Below are 22,676 nucleotides of genomic sequence, written 5' to 3' on the forward strand. Positions count from 1 at the left end.
TGTCCCATTTACACAAAAATTTAGCTACGTCTTTATCGTAGTTCCTCAAGTCAACTTGAGGTCAAGATAACCCTCCTCACTTTTTTGACCGTAAAACCGTTTTCTGAGAAAATCTCTCAAATTAACTATTGCATTCTGGCGCGTTGGTCGATAAAGTATTTATAGTTTTAATTAGATAACGATGAGAAAATCGTATTTAATAGGAAGGAAGTAATTATGAGCCAGTCACAAAACAAGTCAGAACTGAAACGTTCAATGACCGCCGGCCAGATGGAAATGATTTCCCTGGGTGGGGCCATCGGTGTCGGTCTCTTCATGGGGTCCCAGTCAACCATTAAATGGACTGGCCCTTCAGTTATGCTCTCCTACGCCCTGGTCGGTGTCATTTTATACATTGTCATGCGGGCCCTCGGTGAAATGATCTACATTAACCCAGGGACGGGGTCCTTTGCCGACTACGCCACAGAATACGTTCACCCGATTTTCGGCTACATTGCCAAATGGGCAAACGTCTTTGAATACATCGTCGTCGGGATGTCCGAAGTAATTGCCGCTACTGAGTATCTCCAGTACTGGTGGCCACATACCCCGACCTGGATAGCCGGTATCGTAATCATCTTTTTCCTCACCATCGCCAACCTGGCTTCGGCAAAAGCTTACGGGTCACTGGAGTTCTGGTTTGCTATGATTAAGGTTGTTACCATCATTTTAATGATTGTCCTCGGTTTTGGGGTAATCTTCTTCGGCTTCGGTAATCACGGCCACCCAACAGGGATCTCCAACTTGTGGGCACATGGCGGTTTCTTTACTGGCGGAGTCAAAGGCTTCTTCTTCTCCCTCTCCATTGTCGTCGGTTCGTACGAAGGAATCGAACTGTTGGGGATCTCTGCCGGTGAAGTTGCCAACCCGCAAAAGGCGATCGTGAAGTCAGTTAAGTCCGTCCTCTTCCGGATTCTTATCTTCTACATCGGTGCTATTTTCGTAATCGTCACCATCTATCCGTGGAACAAGATCGGCATGATCGGGTCACCGTTTGTGGAAACCTTCGCCAAAATTGGGATTACCGCTGCAGCGTCAATCATCAACTTCGTCGTCTTAACGGCTGCCTTATCCGGAGCTAACTCGGGGATTTACTCCTCATCACGGATGCTATGGAAGCTGTCCGAGGAAGGGGACGCTCCCAAGTACTTCCGCCACATTTCCAACCGGGTGGTACCAAACCACGCGATCTACGGAATTTCCGGTGGCATCCTGATCGGCTTTATCCTGGACATGATTGCCACAGCCATGAACAAGTCAGCTTCTAACATGTTCGTCGTTGTCTTTAGTTCGTCTGTTTTGCCAGGAATGATTCCATGGTTCGTGATTCTGCTAGCTGAGCTGCGTTTCCGCAAGAACAACCCTGAAGTGATGGCTCACCACCCGTTCAAGTTGCCACTGTACCCACTTTCTAACTACTTTGCGTTCATTATGTTGGTGGTCATTGTCATCTTCATGTTTATCAACCCTGATACACGGATTTCCGTGATTGTCGGTGCAGTTGTTCTAATCTTAGCAACGGCAGTCTACCTTCACCGTTGGGGATTAGACAAGACGCCGCACGATGCTGACGCCGCGAAGAACGCTAAAGATTAATCGCAACTAGTTTTGCAAGCGATGGACCCGCACGTTCCCACCTGCTCGAACGTGACGGGTCTTTCTTTTATTGCTCACCGCGTACCAAATAGTTCAATCAACAGCAAGGAGGAACTAATTTGCAGAAAAAAGAATCCTTTTATACCAAAGACGTTGTACTCGTCATGATGGCTTCGTTTTTCTTCATGTTCAGTACAATGTTTATCAACCCGTTAATCAACGGTTACGCCAAGGAACTGGGATCGACGGCCGTCTTTGCCGGGCTTATCGTCGGTATTATGAGCCTCGCGTCAATGTTTTTACGGCCAGTCGCCGGAAACCTCACCGATCATTTCTCCAAGTACTTACTGGCAACTATCGGCGGTGTCCTAATCTTTTTGGGTATTCTTGGCTATACTCTGACCCCCAATAGTGAATTATTGCTGGTCTTTCGCTTACTTAATGGGACCGGGTTTGTCCTTGCCACTGTCTGTATGACGACCTGGCTTGCACTGCTGGTCCCTCGCCAGCACGTCGGCGAAGCAATGGGCTTTTACGGGTTAATGAATGCTCTCGCCATGGCCGTGGCCCCGGCAGTCTCTATTAACCTCTACCGGCTCATCGGTTACCGTAAGTCGATCATGTTGGCAGCGGTCGCGGCATTATTGATGATTATCTGTGTCCAGTTTGTTGGTGACCACGGTAAACCTGTTCAGTTAACCCGTCCCCGCGCACATACAACATTTCAAATCATCCAGCCAAATGTCCTCCCCGTGGCGATTTTAACCACCCTCTTTGCCATCCCCTACTTTACTACCCAGGCCGACATTGTCTCCTACGTCGAACAGCGGCATGTGAGTGTCGCCATCGGCAGTTATTTCCTTATCTACGCCGTAATCCTCTTAGTCATCCGAATAGTCTTTAAATCCGCCTTTGACACGGTCCGCTTCGGTGTCTGGTTTTGGGTCAGCTGGGTAGCTACCGGGCTTTACGTCTACTTGTTAGCAGCAATGACCAATAATTGGCTGATGTTCTTGGCAGCTGCCGGGATGGCGGTTGGCTATGGTGTCATCTATTCTGTTCTTCAGGCAACGGCGATGCTGCTGGCGCCAATGGAAGAACAAGGCTTAGCCAGCGCCACCTTCTACCTCGGCCTCGATATTGGGATGACCCTGGGACCTATTATCGGCGGAATCATTGATACAATCTTCCCCATCCATGATTTTTACCTGGTCCAACTCGCCCTCTTACCGTTAATGCTGGTTGTCTACCTCATCTGGCGCAAACGACTAAACGACGCAATTGACCACCACTAAAGACAAAAAAGCAGCGACCATTAGCTGGCCGCTGCTTTTTTCATGAAAGCTACTTAACTTCCTTGGCATTTTCCATCGCCTTCATTAACGAAGGGTTCTTGGAGTGACAGTCCTTAATCATTTGGACTTCTTCTTCCGTTAATTCAACTTGGTACTTTTTCATCGCCATAACCTCTTTCATCGTTTCGTTACTATGACTATACCACGTTCTTGGCCGCTGTTGCAGGTTGATTTAGGTTAACCCGGTCGATGTGCACCCAGTTAAGCAGCAACGACGAAGTAACGACGGACACTGATGAAAAGGCCATTGCTAGAGCGGCAATTTCTGGTGTTAACTGAAGCCCGAGACCCACAAAGAGACCGGCAGCAATTGGGATCCCAATCAAGTTGTAAATCAGTGCCCAGAATAAGTTAAGTTTGATCCGCCGGAATGTTGTCTTAGCAAGTGAGAGTGCATTAACAACGCCGCGCAGATCATTTTTAACCAGAACGATTCCGCCTGCTTCAATAGCAATGTCAGTTCCACCACCCATGGCGATCCCGACTTCGGCCGTCGACAGTGCCGGCGCATCGTTAATCCCGTCACCAACAAAAGCTACCTTTGCTCCCTGTTGTTGGAGGAGCTTAACTTGTTCAGCCTTCTGGTTAGGCAAGACCCCGGCGATTACCAGGTCAATCCCAACTTGGCGGGCAATCTGCTTAGCGACTTCTTCATTATCCCCGGTAATCATCACGGTAGTCAGTCCCCGCTGGTGAAGCGCCGCCATCGTTGCGGCCGCTTCCGGACGGGAAACGTCCTGGATGGCCAACAAGCCGATAATTCGCTTGTTTTCGCCAACATAGACCACCGTTTTCGCTGCTTTGCGCAACGCGACCGCCTGCTGAGCTAATTCATCGTCCAGTTGCCAACCGTCAACCAGTCGTTCACTACCGACGGCAACCTGGTGGCCATCAATAACACCACTCACGCCCTGCCCTTCAACAACTGCAAAATCATCAACAGCCGACAGTGTTAAGTCGTCTTGCTGCGCCCGGTCGTCAACGGCTTTGGCCAACGGGTGTTCTGACAAGTTTTCCAAACTAGCCGCCACCATTAAAACCCGCTGTTGATCATTGCCAACAACATCCGTTACTTGCGGGTGGCCCGTGGTAATCGTCCCAGTCTTATCAAAAACTACCGTTGTCAACGAACTAACGGCCTGAAGTGTCTGACCATCCTTAATCAGGACACCCATTTTAGCTGACCGTTCAGTACCAACCATCAAAGCAGTTGGTGTTGCTAAGCCTAAAGCACATGGGCAGGCAATCACGATGACGCTCACAGCAAAGAGTAGTGACTGGATAAAAGTGGCCCCTAGTAGTGCATACCAAATGGCAAAGGTTGCCAGGGCAATAATCATCACTACTGGTACAAAGTAGTGAGCGACAACGTTAGTAAAATCTTGAATCGGCGCGCGGCTAGTTTGGGCCTTCTTCACCATTTCAACGATCTGAGCCAACATCGTCTGGCTCCCCACCTTGGTCGCTTGAAAAACGAATGTCCCGGTCTGGTTGATCGTCGAACCAACAACCGCGTCGCCAGCAGCCTTTTCTACTGGCATGCTTTCACCAGTGACCATTGATTCATCAACAGCCGATTTGCCACTAATAACTGTCCCATCAACTGGAACCTTTTCTCCTGGCTTGACGCGCACTTCATCACCGACCTGAACGTCATTAAGCGGAACGGTTACCCACTGACCATCGCGCTTCACAACCGCTGACTTGGCCTGCAGTTGGAGAAGTTTACTGATCGCTCCTTCAGCATTCTGGTGAACCCGTTCTTCCATTGCGTCGCCCAGCGTGACGAAAACGGCAATGAAAGCGGCACTTTCGAAGTAAACGCTCCGGCCAGTAAACAAGGCGAAGACACTGTAAAAGTAGGCCACCGTCGTGCCAATAGCAACCAAGGTATTCATATTAGCATCATGGTGTTTGGCAGCTGCCCAGGCGCTTGACCAGTAAGGTAAAGCTGCCACCAGCATAATCAACGTAGTGGTCACAAAAGCCACCCAGTTATAGCCAGGCATCATCCAGTGAAAGGGCATTGCCAACATCTGAATCAGGAGTGGCAATGACAGGACAAATGAAATCCAGAACCGCTTGGTTTCAGATAGCTTCATCACTTAACAACCACCTTTCCGTGAAACATATTCATTCCGCAAGCAAAGTCAATTGTCCCGGTCTTATCCGTTGGAATGTCAATTGTTGTCACATCCCGTTTTGTCAAGTCCTCATTAACCCCCAGCCGGTCAAAAACGACGTGCGACAGACAGGCAGTACTGTCTTGCATATCAAAGTTTAACTTCGCTGGAACTCCCTTTTTGAGAACAATTGTGCTTGGCGAATAACCACCTTTGACAACCACTGTTGCTGACTGTTGATTATCACTACCAGTGGCTAATTCAGCAGCCTCCTCGTGTTTTCCAAGGAACCACCAGCCAATCACTCCCGCCAAAATAGCTGTAACCACGACCGCAATGATTTGTGTTGTCCCCATTTTCAAGACCCCTTTCAGCATCTGTTTACATTTGTAATCATTAATCAATTATCATTTTACTCTATCGTTTACAAATGTCAACACAAATACATTAAAAAAACTCGTTGTCAAACAACGAGAATGATTGCCATGGCCTAGCCAGTATAAGGAGTAAATGGCTTAAAGCCCAGCTGGCTAATTGCTGCCCGTTCTGCTGGCGTCAGTGTTTTTTGCTCAAATGCGCGTTTCATTACCAGTTCGTGCTGGTGAATGCACAACAGCTGGTTGTACTCAACGAGCTGGTGTTGGAGCCGCCGGCGACGCTGGAAATCCGAAAACTCGACCTTCGATCCCGCCAAGCCATGACAGTACTGGCGAAAGTCAGCTAATTCGAGTTGGAGGTGTGCTACCTGGTCTGCCGCCTGCATGTTATTCAAAAAAGACTTCGCACACCACTGGACCGTCACCAGTAAAGGGGCATGGTTGTGAGCACTAGTAAATTGCAAACAGAGGTTATTATTTTTTCTGTCGGCAATTTCAGCATGGACCAAGTGATGCGTCATCACCCAAACAACTTCCTCGTTAGCCGTGCCGCATGTCGGTACCAACTGGTATTTTCCTGCCACCGCTGCCCTGGTTACCCGGGGCATCCCCAACATTCGGTAGCACACCCGGTTATCCGCTTCGCTAATACAGTTTTCGGTAAAAAACTGCCGCAGTACCATGGTCAGCGGTCGGCGAATCAACAACGTCTTTCCAGCCCGATCAACTACGAGGGTAGCTGGCTGTTCGTGATAGTCGCGACCAGTTAATAAGACAACCGAGTCCCAGGTAACGTGATAGGCAGCAACAACGTAGTCCACCTGTTGAAGAGGAAAAGTCGTGATGTTAATTGATAGGCATTGACCAGCCATGTAAGCACCCCGGTAAAGATAATTTGTCAAGCAGGGGAAAAGCGTCTTTGACCAGCAAAAGCGCTTTCTCCCACGCCAATTAATGAGATTACAGAAATAATGACTGGTTGTCAATAAGCTTTACCCATAAAAAGCACTTTCTTACTGTGTTTTCTTAAGAAAAGATTTTTCCTAAACTGTATTCAACCTTGGCCAGGGAAATCACAATGATAAGGTGAAAACATGAGTAAACGAACGATGACTGAAGGCTTAAGTTTTCTGCTCGCAAACGAGCGGACTAAGCTCATCCACGGGGTCTTAAAAAGCCTCTACCTCCGACAGAGTGATGACGATTACCAGGATTGTTTCCAGGAAGGATGCCTGCTCTTTGCCCAGGCTTACTGTGACTTTCCCCAAGAAGTTAATGAACACGAAAACTACCTAATGCACTTTGCTTACCAAAGGATCCGCTGGCGACTGCTTGACCAGCGCCAACGAGCATCATGGCAGGCAAGTCACTGCGAATGTTCCCTGGATAGCCCGGCGCTCAGCCCAACGCAGAAAGAGCTCCTCTTCCTCGACCCCGCAAGCAATTCGCCGCTAGCCGTCACGGCGAAGAACGACTTGTTTGCGCGCTTAGCTAATGATTGTACGACCAAGCAGCGAAACTATCTCTTATCAGTAGTAGTCCGCCACCTGACCGATAGCGAAATCGCTCAATACTATGGTGTTAGCCGCCAAACAGTTTACCAGTGGAAGAAGGGAGTAGTTGCCAAAGCAAGGCAAATTTTAAAACTTAGGTAGCAAATAAGGCTTTCGTGATTGAACACGAAAGCCTTTCATTTAGCTAATATCAGCTTACAATTTAACGGCATCGCCCGGTGTCAACGTGACTTCACCAACGAGGTTTTCGTTAAACAACTTTGTAATGCCGTCAACATCCAACCCCTGACCAAGCCCCCACATCAGCTTAGTAATTGCGCTTTCGGCGGTCATGTCGTGGGAAGAAATAGCTCCTTCCAGTAGTGCCAGACGACCGACTTCATAACGGGTCAGGTCGCTGCGCTCGTAGAGACACTGACTAGTGGCGATTACCGGAATTCCCCGGTGGATCAAATCGCCAATCACGGCTACCAGGTTACGCCGAATAAAGTTCATGCCGCCAAGCCCGTAAGCTTCGATCACAATCCCCCGGCAACCATTGTCGACCATCGCATAAAGTAGTTGCGGATCAAACCCGGGGAAGAGCTTAACTAGGGCAACGTGAGTCTCCAACTGGTCTTGCAGGCGGCAAGGCTTAGTTGGCGACACCGGCTTCCAGCCCGTATAAACAATCCCGTCGGAAGTAACGTTAGCAATTGGCGGCACCTTCACACTCTCAAAGGCGTCAAAGTTAGTCGTCCGTACTTTCACCGCCCGGGAGCCGAGCATGATCTTCCGGTTAAAGGCCAAATAAATGGCTGGTGGACAATTTGCGGCAGCAGCAAAGGCTAGCCGGAGGTTATCAATTGCATCAGTCAGCACCTCGTTAATTGGCACCTGACTGCCCGTCAACACCACTGGGATATCAATGTTTTGAAGCATGAATGACAGTATCGACGAAGTATATGCCATTGTATCTGTACCATGAGAGATGACGATTCCGTCATACTTAGTCCGATAGCAAAAGACTTTCTTAGCCATTAGTTGCCACTCTTCTGGTTGGATGTTCGAAGAATCTAGCTCGAGGATGTCTTCAACATCAATCTTGTACGGCACGGGTCCCAACTGTTTGATCAATGACGCCCCTTTTTCCTGCGGCTTTAAACCGGTACTGGAAGTTTCAGACGCGATCGTCCCGCCAGTTGTTAACAATAAAAGCTTCTTTGCTGTCACCTTAATCACTCCCTTACGATTAGTCTTATTTTACCACCGCGTTCCCGCCACCGTACACTGCTCATCATTAGCTTTGTCAGGTGGCATCATAGTATAATGGACGTGTTGTTAAACACTACTCACTTTTGGGGAGGCATTTTCTATGAAAATTAAGAACGTTGTTGTCGCCGGCGCCGGTGTTCTTGGCAGCCAAATTGCTTTTCAGGCCGCCCGTTTCGGGTTCCAGGTTAAAATCTGGAACCGCCATGTCGACCGCGCAGAACGGCGGTTAGCTGCTATCAAAGCCCCATTTATGAAGGATATGCAAGCGAGTGAACAAGATTATCAGCAGGCCATGGACCACATTGTCGACATCAGCAACGACCTAGCCAAGACCGTTGCCGATGCCGACCTGGTAATCGAATCTGTTTCAGAATCACTTGCCATTAAAAAGACCTTCTATGAGGATCTTGGCAAAGTGCTGCCGGCAGACACCATTGTTGCTAGCAACTCGTCCACTTTCGTCCCAAGCGAACTGGTTAAGTTTACTAACTTCCCATCCCGCTTCCTCCATATGCACTTTGCCAACCACATTTGGAAGCACAACGTAGCCGAAATCGTCGGGACTGCTGAAACAGCCCCTGCCGCTAAGGAAGCCGTGATCGACTTTACCCGCGCAATTGACATGGTTCCGGTGGTCTTGAAGAAGGAAAACCATGGCTACGTGATGAACGCCCTGCTCATCCCATTGCTCAACGCCGCGCAAAACTTGTGGGCTAACGGCATCGCTGACCCACACACCATCGATAAGGACTGGATGATCTCCAATGGTTCTCCGATGGGCCCATTCATGATCCTCGACGTCGTAGGACTACGGACCGCCTACGAAATCGTCAACAATCAGTACCAGCAGACTAAGGACCCGCGGGCAAAAAAGATTGCTGATAAGCTCAAGAAAATGATCGATGCTGGTCACACCGGGGTGGAAGCAGGCCAAGGCTTCTACCACTATCCGAACCCGGAATTCCAGGATCCAGACTTTTTGAAAAAATAGGTAAGATTTCCCATACTAAAAAACGGATGTCGTTGTCGCGGCATCCGTTTTGTTGTCTTATAGCATTCCTAGCAAGTCCTTAATAAGGAAAAAGATTACCGGCACAAGAAGTGCTGGCAGAAAATTAAGTATTTTAAAATGACGAATTTTGAGCATTGACAGCCCCGTGGCGGCAATCAGAAAACCACCGACAATGGCGACCTCAGTTACTAGCTCGCCATTAAAAAATGAGGCTGATAAGTACTTAGCGACTAGGTAGATCGTTCCCTGCCACACCAGGACTACGGGAGCCGACCACATCATCCCCCAGCCAAAACTGGCGCCGAGGACCATCGCGGTGATCAAAGCCATCATCGCGTTAGTATATAGCATGGTGTTATTCCCCTCGACCGCTGACATTACCGGGCCAACAATTGAAAGAGCGCCAACACAGTAGAGTAGAATGGCCGTCGTCAATCCCTCGCTCAGCCCTTCTCGCCCACCACCACCAATCCGCTTAGTAAGGCGATTAACTTTACCATCAAGGTCCCACCAGGTACCAAGAACCGCGCCGAGAGACAAACTGACAATAAACATGACCTGGTAGTGGCTCTTTGGCATGTTATTTACTAAACTCTCCATCCCAATACCCAGGGCGGAAAGCCCCATCACCACGAAAAGAGCCTGCTCGTATTTTTTCTTGATGCCGTCATTGATCAAGCAGCCGACAGTAGTCCCGATAACCACGCCAAAAAAGTTGGCCAGTATCCCGCTCATTTCATTCACCCCAAAAAACGGGACGACCACCTTCCGGCCTGTCCCGTAATATACTTGGTTAAATTGACCATTATTTATATAATAACACGCTTTCAGTTCTTCCGGAGGTAATCGTCCAGGACAACCAAAACCCCGTCGTGGTTATTGTCTACTGGAACCTGGTGGTTGGCCACGGACTGTGCTGCCGCCCCACCGTTTGGCATGGCCCAGCTAGTATCAGCTAACTGCAGCATGGTGACATCATTGCCACCGTCGCCAAAGACCATCAGGTCGCTATTTGATAATCCCCACTTATCAAGCAGGTAACGCAGTGCGAAGGCCTTATCAACCCCGGGAATGGTGAGATCAACTGACCCATTACCACTTGGCGTCGCCTTAACTTTTCCCGGGAAACGACTTTCGATTTGTGCCAATAATCGTTTGACCTCTTCCTCATCATCAATCGTGAAGGAAATCTGGAAAAACTGATCGTCTGGCAGCTGGTCAAAGTTATCCACCACCACGTGCTTAGGAAAGTAAAACTTCATCCACTTCATCATTTCAGGTGACAGATTGCGGGACAGGTAACCAGCCTTGACCCCCGCCATCAACGGGGTGATCCCTAGTTCCTTGATCATAAAGGGAACTAACTCGGCAACCATTTGCGAATCGAGTGTTTTGACCAATAGTGGCTGCTCACCTTGACGTACGTAGGCCCCGTTTTCACAAACAAAGATCAACTGGTTAATCATCGCCGGTGTAAAGTACTTTGCGAGGTTTTCGTACTGGTCACCGCTGGCGACAATCACCCGAATTCCCTGGGTTGTTAGTTGATCCAGCAAGTTGGCAAAACGTTGCTGATCAAAATGCTTATCATCACGCAAGAATGTTCCATCCATGTCAAAAGCAACAGCCTTAAATGGTAGTGTCATGAAATTACTCCTTTCGTTGGCGGCAGGATTAACCGGTCGCCAGCTAAAAAACTATCTTGAAACTTAGTGAGTGGGTGAAAATAAACTTTCCCAAATTCGTCAATCTGGCCGTGAAAATCCTTCGCCATATCAATTGCAAAACCTGCTGGCAACTGACAAAGTCGGGCCAAACTCTGATAATTTGTCAGGTTAGCGACTCCCAACTGGGTAAAAAGTGTCCGTGCGTACTTATCAGCAATAAAAGTTGGCACATCAAAAATATATGTCAGCAAAACATCGGCGGTTTCTTGCCCAACGCCGCGGAGTTTCAGCAGCCGTTGACGCAATTGTGACCCGTAATGTTGCCGGATAGCCACATAGTCATAATGCCACTCCCTCAGCCAAGAAAAGACACTCACTAGTGCCCGGCTCTTATTGCGGTAAAAGCCAGCTGGCCGCACCAATGTTTGTAGTTGATCCGTTGACAACGCCAGCAAGCAATCCGGATCAAAGGCAGTTGTCTTGCGAAACAGTGTCATGGCCTGGTCGGCATTGCGCCAGTTGGTATTTTGAATCAAAACAGCGCCAACAATTATTTCCTCGCGAGAATCTCCCGGCCACCAGCCGGACGGGCCCATCTCATCTAACATTTTTTGATAAAGCGTGGTTAATGTTAACTGCACGGTTTAACTCCTTCCCCTTCCCAAGTTAGTGTAACGGTTAGGCACCATTTTTTCCAGCTAAAGAGAATTTGTCAGTCCACCAAATAACTATTGACGTGATTTTAACGGGAACTGTTTCTTAAAGAGTCTCGGCGAAGCATAATCGCCGCAATTGTCCCCAAGCAGGCAAAGATGGCCCCAACCATCCCCACCATCTTCAGCGGAACAAACTAGACAGCAAAAGAAATGGTTAACGACCCTACCATCACCCCAACGTTCGTACAAAGAGGGTCCAGTGATGACGCAAGGTTTAGTGCGGATGGGTATTCACCGGTCGCCACGTTCAAAAACATCACCTGGAGAATGGAACTAGGCATCCCCAGCAAGAGGCAAACCAGCGAAATAACAACGACTCCTAGCCATGGTTGCTGAAAACTAGGTGTCATCAGCAACAGGAGCACCAGCGTTGCTGTTTCAATCACTGGCATTTTTTGGGTCTGATAGCGGCCAGCAACCCAACCGGCACAAAAGTTACCGATAATAAACATGATTCCGATGACACTTAGAATCCAGTTGAACTCCGAACGAGAAAAGCCCAGTGTATTAACCAACAGCGGCCGAATGAAGGTGTAGAAACTGTACTGGGCCGCGTAGGTCGCAACCACAATCACCACGCCGCAAATTACCCGCCAATCCGATAACAGAGTTAGTTGGTGCCCCACTGAGCTACGGCTTTGCGGAGTGTGGTGCGGCAAGACTGCAAACAATGCCACAGTTACTAAGACGGTTAAAATACTAATAATGATGAAACTAACCTGCCAATTAGACAAGTTAGTAATCATTGTTCCCAACGGCACCCCCACAATTGTCGCAATGTTATATCCAGAATAAGTAATTGCCACTAGCATGGGGCGCTTGGCTGGCGGCGCCACAATACTGCCGTAGACGAGGATTAGTGAAATAATTACCCCGGCAACCATTGCGGTAATAACCCGGCTGACAAAAAGCCACGGCAAAGAAGGGGCGAAGGCTGTCATCGTGTTACCTACCAGGAACACTACCATGGCAGCTATTAGTACTCGAAACCGGGGCCAGCGGCTGGTTAAGGTAGTGATGAGCGGTGTGGCCAGGACATAAGTTAAAGCAAAAACTGTAACCAGTGTCCCAACCGCCGATAAAGAGGCCTGGTAAGTCTGCGCAATGTTAGAAGTAACCCCCACCACCAGAAATTCGTTGCAGCCGAGCAAAAAAGCAACCGCCACAAAAGTCAATACCTGGCAGTGATAGCGATGTTGATTCTTTTCCAAAATGATTCCTCCCGTGACCAGCTCTTTTGCTCCACCCGGGCCCATGTTAAAATAAGGCAACTCGTTGTCGACCGATTAAAGGAGGACCACATGAAAGCCATTTTAACAACCATTGGAAAAGACCGTCCCGGGATCGTTGCCGGAGTTAGCCAGTACCTTGCCTCTAATGATATCAATATTTTGGATATTTCGCAGACAATCATGGACGATAACTTCACGATGATGATGCAGGTATCAGTTAACGACCAAACTAATTTTCAGCAGCTATTGAATGAACTCCACCAGTTAGGCAAAAGACTATCCGTCACCATTGACCTACGTAACGAAGAACTATACCGCGCCATGCAACAACTGTAAGGAGGAAACAGATGGAAAAAGAGCAGATTAAAGAAACTCTACGGATGATCAACTCTGAGCGGTTGGATCTCCGGACGATTACGATGGGCATCTCGCTCTTTGACTGCATTGACAGTGATGGTGACCGGGCCTGTCAGAAAATCTACGACAAGATTACAACCAAAGCGCAGAACCTTGTCAAGGTCGGCCAAGAACTGGAAGCCGAGTATGGGATTACAATCGCCAACAAACGAGTCGAAGTAACTCCCATTGCGATGATTGCGGCAGCGTCTGGCGATCACGACTACGTCAAATACGCTAAAACACTCGATAAAGCAGCCCACACCATCGGCGTCGACTTCATTGGTGGTTTTTCGGCCTTAGTTCAAAAGGGCTATAGCAACGGCGACCGGGTGTTGATCAGGTCGTTGCCAGAAGCGTTAGCGAAAACTGACTTGGTCTGCTCATCAGTCAATATCGGCTCAACGAAGGCCGGATTAAATATGGACGCCATCAAGGAAATGGGACAAGTAGTAGTCGATGCCAGCCAACGTGACTACATAACCAATGCAAAACTGGTTATTTTCTGCAACGCCGTTGACGACAACCCGTTCATGGCCGGTGGTTTTCTTGGCGTTGGCGAACCGGACACGGTAATTAATTGCGGTGTATCCGGTCCCGGCGTAGTCAAGGCTGCTCTCCAGAAAGTTGCTGGACAGTCAATGGATGTTGTGGCCGAAACGATCAAAAAGACTGCCTTTAAGATCACCCGTCTCGGTCAGCTGATTGGTTCAACTGCGGCTGATCGTTTAAAGACCCGCTTTGGCATCGTCGACCTCTCACTTGCCCCGACAGCTGCCGCTGGTGACTCTGTCGCCGAAGTGCTGGAAGAAATCGGTCTCTCAACCGTTGGCACGCATGGTACTACCGCCGCCCTTGCCATGCTGAATGATGCCGTGAAAAAGGGTGGTATCATGGCCTGCAGTCACGTTGGGGGCCTGTCCGGCGCCTTCATCCCCGTGTCCGAAGACGCTGGGATGATCCGTGCCGTCGAAAGCAACCAGTTAAGCTTTGATAAACTCGAAGCGATGACCGCGGTTTGTTCGGTGGGACTTGATATGATTGCCGTTCCAGGTGACACTCCCGCCGCCGTCATTTCTGGAATGATTGCCGACGAAGCGGCTATTGGAATGATCAACAACAAGACAACGGCTGTTCGTGTCATTCCTGTTCCTGGTAAAGAAGTCGGTGATGACGTTAACTTTGGTGGCTTGTTGGGACATGCTCCCGTCATGGATGTCGGCCATGGATCGGCAGCAACGATGATTAACCGTGGGGGAACGATTCCCGCCCCTATTCATTCCTTCAAAAACTAGCAATGAAGGGTTGGAACATAATATCCCTTCTCTACCCTAAAAGTTAACAAGCGGTACAACAATGGCTCCTAACGTTCTGGAAAAGCCGAACGCTAGGAGCCTACTGTTTGCTCGCAGGGGCGGCAGATAGCCTAGCTACACGTCGTGACGACGAAGTCATAAATGACTTCCGCGTTAGCACCGTTCAAAAACGAAATCATTCTGATTTCTGTTTCACGGTTTGTCACGATCCCTAATTTAATGCCTTATTTTTCTGCATCCCACTCGGCATGAAACTCAGTAAGGAAGTCTAGCATTACCTGCTGCCGGTGTGCCGCAATCTTCTTTGCACTTGCAGTTGACATCATTGCTTCTAAGTGCAATAACTTTTCCGAAAAATGGTTAATAATTGTTTCATCATCCAGATTGCGATATTCTTCCCGCGACATATTATGACGCGGTTTCACAGCCGGATCATAGATCTTTTCGTGGTGGGCGCCACCGTAATATATTGCCCGGGAAATACCTAGTGCCCCGATGGCATCTAGCCAGTCGGCATCGCGGATGATTTTACCTAGTAGTGGTAAATCTATCGGCTTATCTTCTAATGTCCGCGCAAAGGAAATATTTCCCAAAACATTTACCAGTTGTTCAACCTGTTGCTGTTCAAAGCCCATACCCTGCAAAAAGCTTGCCAATTCACCCTTTGCCTGATCAACGCTATCCACTAGTTTTTCGTCAATTGTGTCATGAAGATAGCCCCCTACCATTGGCAAAAAGGGGTCAACACCCTCACTAATAGCCAATCGACGTGCCATCCTGACAACACGTTCTAGGTGATCCATGCCATGGCCGGTCTGATCCTGGCCAAGCTTTTTCCTAGCATACTCCTTAACCGCTTGTAATTGTTCTTTTTGCTTCATCTTTATCATCCTTTCATGTTTATCATCAGGGTTGGTTCAAACCGCCAGAATTACTTTTCTACTCTCCATCCACCTACTTAAGCTTCATCTGGTCGAGTGGCACTAAGTGAGTGTGGTGAGTGATTTTATAAGCCAGGTAGAAAATAATAAAAGTCGGCACACTCATGTAAGTAATCAAAAGATTGGACCAATCCAGGTGGGTAAAGGCAGAGATGTCTTGTCCCAAAATAACAACCAGACAGAGGACAAAAGCAAAAATCGGTCCGAGCGGGAAGAATCCGGCATGATAATTAAGCTCATCAAGTGAATGACCTTGCTTGATAAAACCTCGTCGAAAGCGGTAGTGGGCAATCGCAATTCCTAGCCATTCCATAAAGCCACCCAGGCTTGATGCCCCAATTAAATAATTGTAAACATCCGGGCCGATAAACTGTAAGCCCCATATTGCAAGCGAAAGAGCAGCCATTATCAAAAAGCTGGCAATCGGCACTCCCCGTTGGTTTACCTTCCGAAACCCGCGCCACAAAAAGCCGTCTACTGATTGTGAGTAAATAATTCGCGAAATTGCGTACAGCCATGAATTAGCCGAGGACAACACGGCAATCAGAATGACAAAGTTCATTATTCCCGCAGCATAGCGTAACCCCGCATCCTCAAAAATCAGGGTAAAGGGACTGGTAACAATATCCTGAACGTCGGAACTAAGGAGGTGTTTATTAGTATAGGGGAGAATACAAGTGATGACGAAAATCGTCAGAATATAAAAGAGCAAAATCCGCCAAAAGGTTGCTTTTATGGCGCGCGGCACACTAGTTGAAGGGTCTTTTGATTCGCCGGCAGCAATTCCCACCATTTCAGTCCCCTGAAATGAGAATCCCGAAACAACAAAAGCGCTAATGACTCCGGGAATCCCATGAACGAAGGGCGCTTGTCGGTAAGTAAAGTTACGTAAGCCGATTGCCTGGTGTGGACCTAAAACGCCAAGAATAACTAACACACCGACAACCAAAAAGATCAAAACCGCTGCCACCTTTAGCAACGATAACCAAAACTCCGTCTCCCCATAGGTGCGGACGGATAAGTAATTAATAATAAAGATGATGACAAAAGCAGCTAAACTAAAAATCCATGAGGGAACGTGTGGAAACCAGAAATTCATGACGATCCCCACGGTTGATAGTTCAAGTGCTACCGTGATCGCCCCGCCAAACCAATAGTTCCATCCCATTGCAAAGCCCAATGCCGGGTCAACGTACCGGGTAGCATATTCAGTAAAGGAACCACTGCGCGGGTTATAGGTTGCCATTTCTGCCAATGAGGTCATTAAGAAATACACCATAATCCCCATCACAGCGTAGGCCACCAGGCTGCCACCAGGTCCGGCCGTGGTGATCGCCGAACCACTAGCGATAAACAGCCCCGTCCCAATTGTGCCGCCGAGCGCGATCATCGTCAGGTGGCGTGAGTGAAGCGTATGCTTAATCTTTCCGTTTTCTTCTGCCACAAATATTCATCCTCCACACATGAATAACGAATTTCCTTTAAATAATTCACATAAAATCATTATATCCCAGTAATGTCATAACTCGCAGCGCTTTTACTAAAGAGTTCTTTTCTCACTAAGTGCGCTATACTGAAAGACACTAATTTGGGGAGGAATGGCTCATGTTATACGTGAATACCTTACCATGCCGGCTCGGTAGAACTAACCCGTGAGCCAAGTGGGCTACTATCAGCGTTAACCAAGTTGCAGCATATGCCCCAGACACACCGTAGTCGCGACATGATGGTCAAAAGTTCACCCCTTTATTGTCTCACTTCATCGTCAACTTGTTTGCGGACCACCCCAGTCTTGAGAAACGTATTCAGCGACTTAAAAATTCTGCAAAGTGTTTTAGTCTTTATCCTGCCAGTGCGCCTGGCGAATCAAATTCACCTCGTCAATTGAAGCAATCCCATTCTGCACATGTTTGGCAGCATAGCGTACTTCCTTCGTTGGTACCCACCGGTCGCCAACCCGCGTTTCGCTCAGCCGAGACGCGTGATCTTCGCCAAAACCTTTGCCGTCCTTCACCCGATCAAGCCGCCACGACGGATAATCAACAATCCGTGCTCCCGGAACCGGAGTGTGCCAGCGGGCCTCATAGCGCCAGCCATGATCATGCCAAACGTATTTAATTTGCCGATAGTGGTCCTTTTCTTCGTTAATCCGCTTTGTCCCCACCGGAATTGGCCACGGCGCACTTGCTCTTACTTCATCCATAGTTAACCTCACAAATTGATTTCACGGTATAATAATACCAGTTATTTAAGGGAGTGTGACAAATGCTTAACGACGAGGAAATAAATACCGCTATTCAAGTCATGCGAAAAACTTTCCCAGAGGCGGGAACAACCCTCAAGGCAGACAATACTTTTCATTTTCTCTTGGCCACCATTTTAAGTGCCCAGTCCACTGACAAGTCAGTTAATCTAGTTACTCCACCTTTGTTTGCGGCCTACCCGACACCACAATCACTAGCAGGGGCCGAACCTAGTGAAATTGAGCCGTATATCCAGTCGCTGGGACTGTTTCATAATAAGGCCAAGTTCTTAGTTGGCTGTGCCCGCAAACTGGTCAGCGATTATCATGGTCAAGTGACCAAAGAACGCAAAGAATTGATGACTCTTCCAGGAGTCGGCCGGAAAGTGGCCAACGTGGTCACGGCAGAATGTTTCCAGATTCCTGCCTTTCCAGTGGACACTCACGTCAGCCGCGTTGCCCGGAGGTTGGCCATGGTCCCACCCAAAGCAACCATCCTCCAGATTGAAAAACGACTGATGGCCGCTGTGCCGCAGAAAAACTGGCTAGCTGCCCACCATAGCATGATCTTCTGGGGTCGTTACCAATGTACTTCCCGTAACCCTAAATGCACGAAGTGTCCTTTGCTAACGATATGTCAATATGGCCAGGATAATGTCATGTAAGAAATAGTAAAAAGCACCTGCTTGCCGTCAACGGTTAACAGGTGCTTATTTTGTTACTAGTGATTAGTCATCGTGGCGTCGTTGTCGACCAGCAAATCCTAAGCCCATTAGTAGTGCCGTCATGCCGAGGCCAACGATTCCAACTTTGTGGTCATTACCAGTCTGCGGCAACTTAGCAGCATCCACTGGCTGTTGAACTTGTGGTCTAACCGAGTTGTTATTCGGTCTCGTTGGTTGGTCATTAGTCGACTGACTCGATGTCGTTGGCCGATTAGTTGGCTGACAAGGTATCGGCTGCGGTATTGGTTGAGATGGCGTCACCGGTGTCCGCGGAAGCGACTCGTGGTCCTTAACCAGGTAGATGGTATAAGTCTGATTGTCATAAGTGGCATTAGCCGGAATTTCATTGGTCTTAGAAATCTTACGCGAATCATTTGCAGAGACAAACTTGTAGTCCTGTCCCTGGTAAGAGAAAGATTTGTTTTTCCACTGTCCTATTAGATCGGCCCATTTATCCCGGGTTTCCTGAGATAACTTAGTGTTGGCTTCACCCTTGCCGAACTCCTTTTCCACAACAGTGTGAACAGGCTGGCCTTGCTCATTTTCCAATACAACCTGGTAATTAACGCCAGCCTGTTGCTTAGCAGGAGCAGACGCCAGGTAGATCGTTACCAATTGGTCGACTGAAGAATTGTGATCAAAAGTCTGTGGTAACGACATATCAGAAACCTTCAGTTTACCGTTGTTATGGTTGTTGACAACTACTTGATAAGTCTGTCCGCGATATGAAATGGTCTTATACCTTTGATTAAGGTAATTCTGCCACGTTTGCTTAACATCATTTGCCACGGCTGAGTCGGATGGCCCTGTAGCTAGTTGGGTTGGGGAAACTAACGTCTTGACATACTGGCCATCACTATTTTCCAGGATCACTTGGTAATTCAACCGTTGAGGTTCAACTGTGTATACTACGTCAATTACCTGGGCATCTTGCTTGTCGTCATAACGTCCAACCATCTTCGCGTCATGAGTCTGCCAATCGTTCCAAGTAAAGTAGCCCTGAAAACCAGCCTTCGTTTTATCGGGATGATAACCGGCAATGGCTGGTGAATCAACGTCATACCAAGCCATTTCGTTTCCATGTCCTGCCTCAGGGTTAACATTCAGCCATGGTCCTTGATCATCGTTAACGGACACAAACTGTCCCGCCCTAACCACGTCAGGCGCGGCTTGTCGTCCGCCAACCCGGTCATACCAATAACGAATAACCTGTTTGACCGTCTTCGTTTCCGGCATCGTATAATGGCCAACAACTGAACCAAAGTTATTCGGCACCCCAATGACAAAGCGCGGGTTCTTGACAAACTGATAACCTGCTTCGTTGTTAGCACCAAGGTGGGGCAGTAAGTTTTTACTATCACCCTGCTTGGTCAAGGTAACTTTCCACGGGTTATCCTGCAATGCCTTGATCAATCCGGGATCAACCATCACCCCGCCAACATGGTTATCTGCTGGGTACTTGTTCTGAATGGCGTCAGGCTTATCAGACTCAAATCGGTAATGTCCTCGCCAGCTGGTGGCAGGAGGTCTGTAGGGTTAACTGGCTGCCAGCTCATCAGGATAACTGCTGACGGAATCGATGTTGCTGCACCATCCAACAACTCATGTGCAAAGCCGGCATAATCCCCATCAATGTGCACATGGTAGCTGACTGTATTACCGCTGCCCGTTCGGGTTACAGTAACCTTTGGCCTTGTTACTTGGTCCTGTACACCGAGGTATACCTGCCCGTTTACCGGGTCCACGCCACTAGTAGTCGATCGTCCAACAATCTCTCGCTGAATATCTTCCTGTACCCGGTCAGCGTCCGCAAAGAAGTATTTCACTTTGGCATTATCAGCTGGTTTTGTGACCGTCATGGTGAAGTTATTGCCAGCGTCCCTGGTAAGGACGATCCCTTCACTTTGCGAGGGGGCGTTCAACGAATTATAACCCAGCACCCAGGTACCATCCTGCCGCTGGTACCACCAGTGAGCGGCTGTCTTGGTAGCAGTGGTTACCTGCAAATGTTCATTTAACTGCGTTTGCCCACTGTGCTTGACCTTAATAGTGACACCGCTGGTGCCGGTATAGTTCCCAATACGAATGTCGTTTTGGGGACGAAGTTCATTTATTGACCGATCCGTAGAGTAAAGCTGAAAGCTATCTGAGTCTAGTGGTGCCTTATCAGCATCGACAGTTTGTAAATGGTTATACCAGTTCAGCAAACGAATGGTAACGTGTAACCCATTAATGGCACCATAGCGGCTAGCTTCATCGATGAACACTAACCGGTAGTAGCCGTTGGTCCCGCCAAGGTCAGTCGTTGCATTAACATTGTTTTTTAAAATAGCCTGATGGTCGACAGACGCAATGTAAGAATTGCCACTGTTAACCGGCACAATGTAACCAACCACGTGGCCCTCGGAGGCAACCGCAATCGGCGTATTTTTATCCACTACTTGTCCGTACCCCAAACGCTCTGTTTGTCCATTAGCCGACACAGTGTATGGCAACCCCATTTTGATATCAAAGTAGTCACCAGCCCTGAGGTTTTTGGCCTGGTCCCTTCCCAGAGTAAAGTTAAAACTGAGCTGAGTCGATCCCGGCTGAATTGGCTGGTTGGCCAGTTTGCTGCCTTGCTGGTTCTTAACCCTTAAATCGTTAACGTTATCATCTGTTATTAAGTTACCAACATTCTTCTGCACCGTCGGAACGTCCGCATCGGTTATTGCTTGTTGTGCATGATCGGTCTGCGTTATCGCCGGCTGAGCAGCCAGTGACACAGTTTTTACTGTTACTGGTGTCTCCTCCGGCGCCTCCTGATTAGCTGTTGGTTGAGTCGTTACATCAGCCGCAGCAGTCGATTGGCTTACTCCCAGGTAAATAGTCGTCGAAAGAAGAACCGAGGCCACGCCAATACTTAACTTGCGTAATGCATAATGCCGGTGAAGTGCCCCGTAGTCCTTATCATGATTATTTTTCGATAGCATATTAAGGTCTCCCATTACTTTAATTATAAGAAATCTTACCAATGCAAATTTATCGCATAGTAACAATAACTTCTTCCATAATTAATCAGCTTATCTAATATAGCACTCTTTATGGTTGATGGTCCTTATTGATTGAATAAATTATTCCATTTCATTAATCATTGTTATTAGCAGAAAATCGCGGATTATCGGCATAGTTATTAGATAAGCACTAATAAAGCGGTCACCCCCCCCACTTAGATGACCGCTTTGTTTTAATAACTTATTTTTCCTGATTTAACTCTGCCATCGCCTTAACTAACTCAGCCGAGGCAGCTGCACTCATCTTAGGAAATGCCAGCTTCATCTGCTTTAACCGCTCTAGCAAGATATTAGATGCTACTAAACGCTCAAAACCTTTATCGTCCCCCGGGATAATGTACCACGGATTTTTCTTTGTTGCCGTCTTGCTCAATGCTACCTGGTAGGCTTCCTGATAAGAATCCCAATACCGACGTTCATGGATATCGGCCGCGGAAAATTTCCAGTTCTTCTCCGGCCGTTCAATTCGTGCCGCAAACCGGCGCTTCTGTTCTTGTTTTGACAGGTGAAGGAAAAACTTAATCACTTGGTACCCACAATGGTTAAGATACTCTTCGTAATGTTGAATATCGTTATAGCGGTGGTTGAAGAAGTTATCATCGATGTCATCAAGACTATGAACTCCTGGCAGGTTTTCGTCCAGTAAAATCTGCGGGTGTACCCGGGAAATGAGCACATCTTCATAGTATGAACGATTGAAAATACCAATCATTCCCCGCTCCGGAAGTTTCTGGTTAATCCGCCATAAAAAGTCGTGGGCCAATTCTTCGCTACTTGGTTGTTTAAAACTAGCAACTTGAAAGCCGGCAGGGTTAACCCCTGCAAAGACGTGCGCTACCAAGCTATCCTTACCGGCCGCATCCATTCCCTGCAAGACCAACACTAATCCCTGTTCGCGGGTGGCGACCAGTTTCTTCTGCAATTCTTTTAACTGCTTACTATTCTTAGTCAGTTGCTTTTTTATCTCGCCTTCATCTCCCACCTTCTGATCCGGTGTTGTCGGCAAGTCTGCCAGGTCAAAGTCGCCATTGTCATACCGATACTGTTTAACTTTCATCGTCAACAACCTTTCCACAAACAATATTCAAAAAGAGGGTCTGAGACACATAGTCTCAACC

At 48.1% G+C, this 22,676-nt stretch carries 21 protein-coding genes; 7 read left to right on the forward strand and 14 right to left on the reverse strand.

From position 1 onward, the window contains the following. Positions 1-216: 216 nt before the first annotated feature. Positions 217-1,635, forward strand: coding sequence for an amino acid permease (locus C1710_RS01835; RefSeq protein WP_102279416.1), 1,419 nt, complete (start codon positions 217-219; stop codon positions 1,633-1,635). 164 nt (positions 1,636-1,799) lie between these two features. Next, on the forward strand, positions 1,800-2,930 hold the full coding sequence (locus C1710_RS01840; protein ID WP_408065704.1) for an MFS transporter: 1,131 nt from the start codon (positions 1,800-1,802) through the stop codon (positions 2,928-2,930). A 197-nt stretch (positions 2,931-3,127) separates the two neighbouring features. Here the strand turns inward: C1710_RS01840 and C1710_RS01845 are convergent, their stop codons facing one another. The 3 genes from C1710_RS01845 to C1710_RS01855 all read right to left on the reverse strand — a co-directional run bounded on the left by C1710_RS01845 (position 3,128) and on the right by C1710_RS01855 (position 6,362). Then, complete coding sequence (locus tag C1710_RS01845) at positions 3,128-5,092, reverse strand: copper-translocating P-type ATPase (protein WP_102279420.1); 1,965 nt, start codon at positions 5,090-5,092, stop codon at positions 3,128-3,130. Next, a complete protein-coding gene (locus tag C1710_RS01850; RefSeq protein WP_102279423.1) occupies positions 5,092-5,469 on the reverse strand; it encodes a cupredoxin domain-containing protein in 378 nt (125 codons plus the stop codon). The genes C1710_RS01845 and C1710_RS01850 overlap by 1 nt, the downstream gene beginning before the upstream one ends. A gap of 134 nt (positions 5,470-5,603) precedes the next feature. Continuing rightward, a complete protein-coding gene (locus C1710_RS01855; RefSeq protein WP_102279425.1) occupies positions 5,604-6,362 on the reverse strand; it encodes a hypothetical protein in 759 nt (252 codons plus the stop codon). Between the two features lie 222 nt (positions 6,363-6,584). On the opposite strand from C1710_RS01855, the gene C1710_RS01860 reads away from it, so the two are divergent. Next, on the forward strand, positions 6,585-7,145 hold the full coding sequence (locus tag C1710_RS01860; protein WP_102279428.1) for a sigma-70 family RNA polymerase sigma factor: 561 nt from the start codon (positions 6,585-6,587) through the stop codon (positions 7,143-7,145). A 54-nt stretch (positions 7,146-7,199) separates the two neighbouring features. Here the strand turns inward: C1710_RS01860 and C1710_RS01865 are convergent, their stop codons facing one another. Continuing rightward, complete coding sequence (locus tag C1710_RS01865; RefSeq protein ID WP_102279431.1) at positions 7,200-8,216, reverse strand: asparaginase; 1,017 nt, start codon at positions 8,214-8,216, stop codon at positions 7,200-7,202. A 142-nt stretch (positions 8,217-8,358) separates the two neighbouring features. On the opposite strand from C1710_RS01865, the gene C1710_RS01870 reads away from it, so the two are divergent. Then, complete coding sequence (locus tag C1710_RS01870) at positions 8,359-9,249, forward strand: 3-hydroxyacyl-CoA dehydrogenase (RefSeq protein ID WP_102279433.1); 891 nt, start codon at positions 8,359-8,361, stop codon at positions 9,247-9,249. A 57-nt stretch (positions 9,250-9,306) separates the two neighbouring features. Here the strand turns inward: C1710_RS01870 and C1710_RS01875 are convergent, their stop codons facing one another. The 4 genes from C1710_RS01875 to C1710_RS01890 form a co-directional block, all read right to left on the reverse strand. Further along, complete coding sequence (locus C1710_RS01875; RefSeq protein ID WP_102279435.1) at positions 9,307-10,005, reverse strand: DUF554 domain-containing protein; 699 nt, start codon at positions 10,003-10,005, stop codon at positions 9,307-9,309. 92 nt (positions 10,006-10,097) lie between these two features. Further along, a complete protein-coding gene (locus C1710_RS01880) occupies positions 10,098-10,916 on the reverse strand; it encodes a Cof-type HAD-IIB family hydrolase (RefSeq protein WP_102279437.1) in 819 nt (272 codons plus the stop codon). Then, positions 10,913-11,578, reverse strand: coding sequence for an endonuclease III domain-containing protein (locus tag C1710_RS01885; RefSeq protein ID WP_102279440.1), 666 nt, complete (start codon positions 11,576-11,578; stop codon positions 10,913-10,915). Before C1710_RS01885 ends, C1710_RS01880 begins: the two co-directional genes overlap by 4 nt. A 209-nt stretch (positions 11,579-11,787) precedes the next feature. After that, positions 11,788-12,864, reverse strand: a complete 1,077-nt coding sequence (locus C1710_RS01890) for an MFS transporter (protein WP_235857949.1) — start codon at positions 12,862-12,864, stop codon at positions 11,788-11,790. A 90-nt stretch (positions 12,865-12,954) separates the two neighbouring features. On the opposite strand from C1710_RS01890, the gene C1710_RS01895 reads away from it, so the two are divergent. Then, positions 12,955-13,221 carry an ACT domain-containing protein gene (locus C1710_RS01895; RefSeq protein WP_102279443.1) on the forward strand — a complete coding sequence of 89 codons (267 nt, stop codon included), beginning with the start codon at positions 12,955-12,957 and terminating at the stop codon, positions 13,219-13,221. Positions 13,222-13,232: 11 nt separating this feature from the next. After that, entirely contained in the window at positions 13,233-14,576 is a 1,344-nt protein-coding gene (locus C1710_RS01900) for a PFL family protein (protein WP_102279446.1), read from the forward strand. A gap of 245 nt (positions 14,577-14,821) precedes the next feature. On the opposite strand, the gene C1710_RS01905 is transcribed toward C1710_RS01900, so the two are convergent. From C1710_RS01905 to C1710_RS01915, 3 genes are all read right to left on the reverse strand, one after another. Beyond that, positions 14,822-15,478 (reverse strand): HD domain-containing protein, encoded by a 657-nt coding sequence (locus tag C1710_RS01905; RefSeq protein ID WP_102279449.1) that lies wholly within the window; start codon positions 15,476-15,478, stop codon positions 14,822-14,824. A 73-nt stretch (positions 15,479-15,551) separates the two neighbouring features. Next, positions 15,552-16,928, reverse strand: coding sequence for an amino acid permease (locus tag C1710_RS01910; RefSeq protein WP_102281714.1), 1,377 nt, complete (start codon positions 16,926-16,928; stop codon positions 15,552-15,554). A 444-nt stretch (positions 16,929-17,372) separates the two neighbouring features. Continuing rightward, complete coding sequence (locus C1710_RS01915) at positions 17,373-17,741, reverse strand: hypothetical protein (RefSeq protein ID WP_102279451.1); 369 nt, start codon at positions 17,739-17,741, stop codon at positions 17,373-17,375. A 62-nt stretch (positions 17,742-17,803) separates the two neighbouring features. Here C1710_RS01915 and nth point away from each other — a divergent pair, with 62 nt between their 5' ends. Further along, the gene (gene nth / locus C1710_RS01920; RefSeq protein WP_102279453.1) at positions 17,804-18,445 is read left to right on the forward strand and encodes an endonuclease III; all 642 of its coding nucleotides are present in this window, start codon (positions 17,804-17,806) and stop codon (positions 18,443-18,445) included. Between the two features lie 63 nt (positions 18,446-18,508). Here the strand turns inward: nth and C1710_RS01925 are convergent, their stop codons facing one another. The 3 genes from C1710_RS01925 to C1710_RS01935 all read right to left on the reverse strand — a co-directional run bounded on the left by C1710_RS01925 (position 18,509) and on the right by C1710_RS01935 (position 22,615). Further along, the gene (locus C1710_RS01925) at positions 18,509-19,933 is read right to left on the reverse strand and encodes an LPXTG cell wall anchor domain-containing protein (protein WP_102279455.1); all 1,425 of its coding nucleotides are present in this window, start codon (positions 19,931-19,933) and stop codon (positions 18,509-18,511) included. Continuing rightward, complete coding sequence (locus C1710_RS01930; RefSeq protein WP_180961273.1) at positions 19,933-21,477, reverse strand: YSIRK-type signal peptide-containing protein; 1,545 nt, start codon at positions 21,475-21,477, stop codon at positions 19,933-19,935. Before C1710_RS01930 ends, C1710_RS01925 begins: the two co-directional genes overlap by 1 nt. A gap of 262 nt (positions 21,478-21,739) precedes the next feature. Next, positions 21,740-22,615 (reverse strand): PPK2 family polyphosphate kinase, encoded by an 876-nt coding sequence (locus tag C1710_RS01935; RefSeq protein ID WP_102279460.1) that lies wholly within the window; start codon positions 22,613-22,615, stop codon positions 21,740-21,742. Between the last annotated feature and the right edge of the window lie 61 nt (positions 22,616-22,676).

It is taken from the genome of [Lactobacillus] timonensis (assembly GCF_900240275.1).
Lineage (GTDB): Bacteria > Bacillota > Bacilli > Lactobacillales > Lactobacillaceae > Limosilactobacillus > Limosilactobacillus timonensis.

Bases quoted from the DNA above. Each gene is read 5' to 3' on its own strand.
- C1710_RS01930 (WP_180961273.1), bottom strand. From the start codon at position 21,477: ATGCTATCGAAAAATAATCATGATAAGGACTACGGGGCACTTCACCGG.
- C1710_RS01880 (WP_102279437.1), bottom strand. From the start codon at position 10,916: ATGACACTACCATTTAAGGCTGTTGCTTTTGACATGGATGGAACATTC.
- C1710_RS01840 (WP_408065704.1), top strand. From the start codon at position 1,800: ATGATGGCTTCGTTTTTCTTCATGTTCAGTACAATGTTTATCAACCCG.
- C1710_RS01875 (WP_102279435.1), bottom strand. From the start codon at position 10,005: ATGAGCGGGATACTGGCCAACTTTTTTGGCGTGGTTATCGGGACTACT.
- C1710_RS01925 (WP_102279455.1), bottom strand. From the start codon at position 19,933: ATGGTTGATCCCGGATTGATCAAGGCATTGCAGGATAACCCGTGGAAA.
- C1710_RS01900 (WP_102279446.1), top strand. From the start codon at position 13,233: ATGGAAAAAGAGCAGATTAAAGAAACTCTACGGATGATCAACTCTGAG.
- C1710_RS01915 (WP_102279451.1), bottom strand. From the start codon at position 17,741: ATGGATGAAGTAAGAGCAAGTGCGCCGTGGCCAATTCCGGTGGGGACA.
- nth (WP_102279453.1), top strand. From the start codon at position 17,804: ATGCTTAACGACGAGGAAATAAATACCGCTATTCAAGTCATGCGAAAA.
- C1710_RS01860 (WP_102279428.1), top strand. From the start codon at position 6,585: ATGAGTAAACGAACGATGACTGAAGGCTTAAGTTTTCTGCTCGCAAAC.
- C1710_RS01870 (WP_102279433.1), top strand. From the start codon at position 8,359: ATGAAAATTAAGAACGTTGTTGTCGCCGGCGCCGGTGTTCTTGGCAGC.
- C1710_RS01855 (WP_102279425.1), bottom strand. From the start codon at position 6,362: ATGGCTGGTCAATGCCTATCAATTAACATCACGACTTTTCCTCTTCAA.
- C1710_RS01850 (WP_102279423.1), bottom strand. From the start codon at position 5,469: ATGGGGACAACACAAATCATTGCGGTCGTGGTTACAGCTATTTTGGCG.
- C1710_RS01895 (WP_102279443.1), top strand. From the start codon at position 12,955: ATGAAAGCCATTTTAACAACCATTGGAAAAGACCGTCCCGGGATCGTT.
- C1710_RS01835 (WP_102279416.1), top strand. From the start codon at position 217: ATGAGCCAGTCACAAAACAAGTCAGAACTGAAACGTTCAATGACCGCC.
- C1710_RS01910 (WP_102281714.1), bottom strand. From the start codon at position 16,928: ATGATCGCGCTCGGCGGCACAATTGGGACGGGGCTGTTTATCGCTAGT.
- C1710_RS01935 (WP_102279460.1), bottom strand. From the start codon at position 22,615: ATGAAAGTTAAACAGTATCGGTATGACAATGGCGACTTTGACCTGGCA.
- C1710_RS01845 (WP_102279420.1), bottom strand. From the start codon at position 5,092: ATGAAGCTATCTGAAACCAAGCGGTTCTGGATTTCATTTGTCCTGTCA.
- C1710_RS01905 (WP_102279449.1), bottom strand. From the start codon at position 15,478: ATGAAGCAAAAAGAACAATTACAAGCGGTTAAGGAGTATGCTAGGAAA.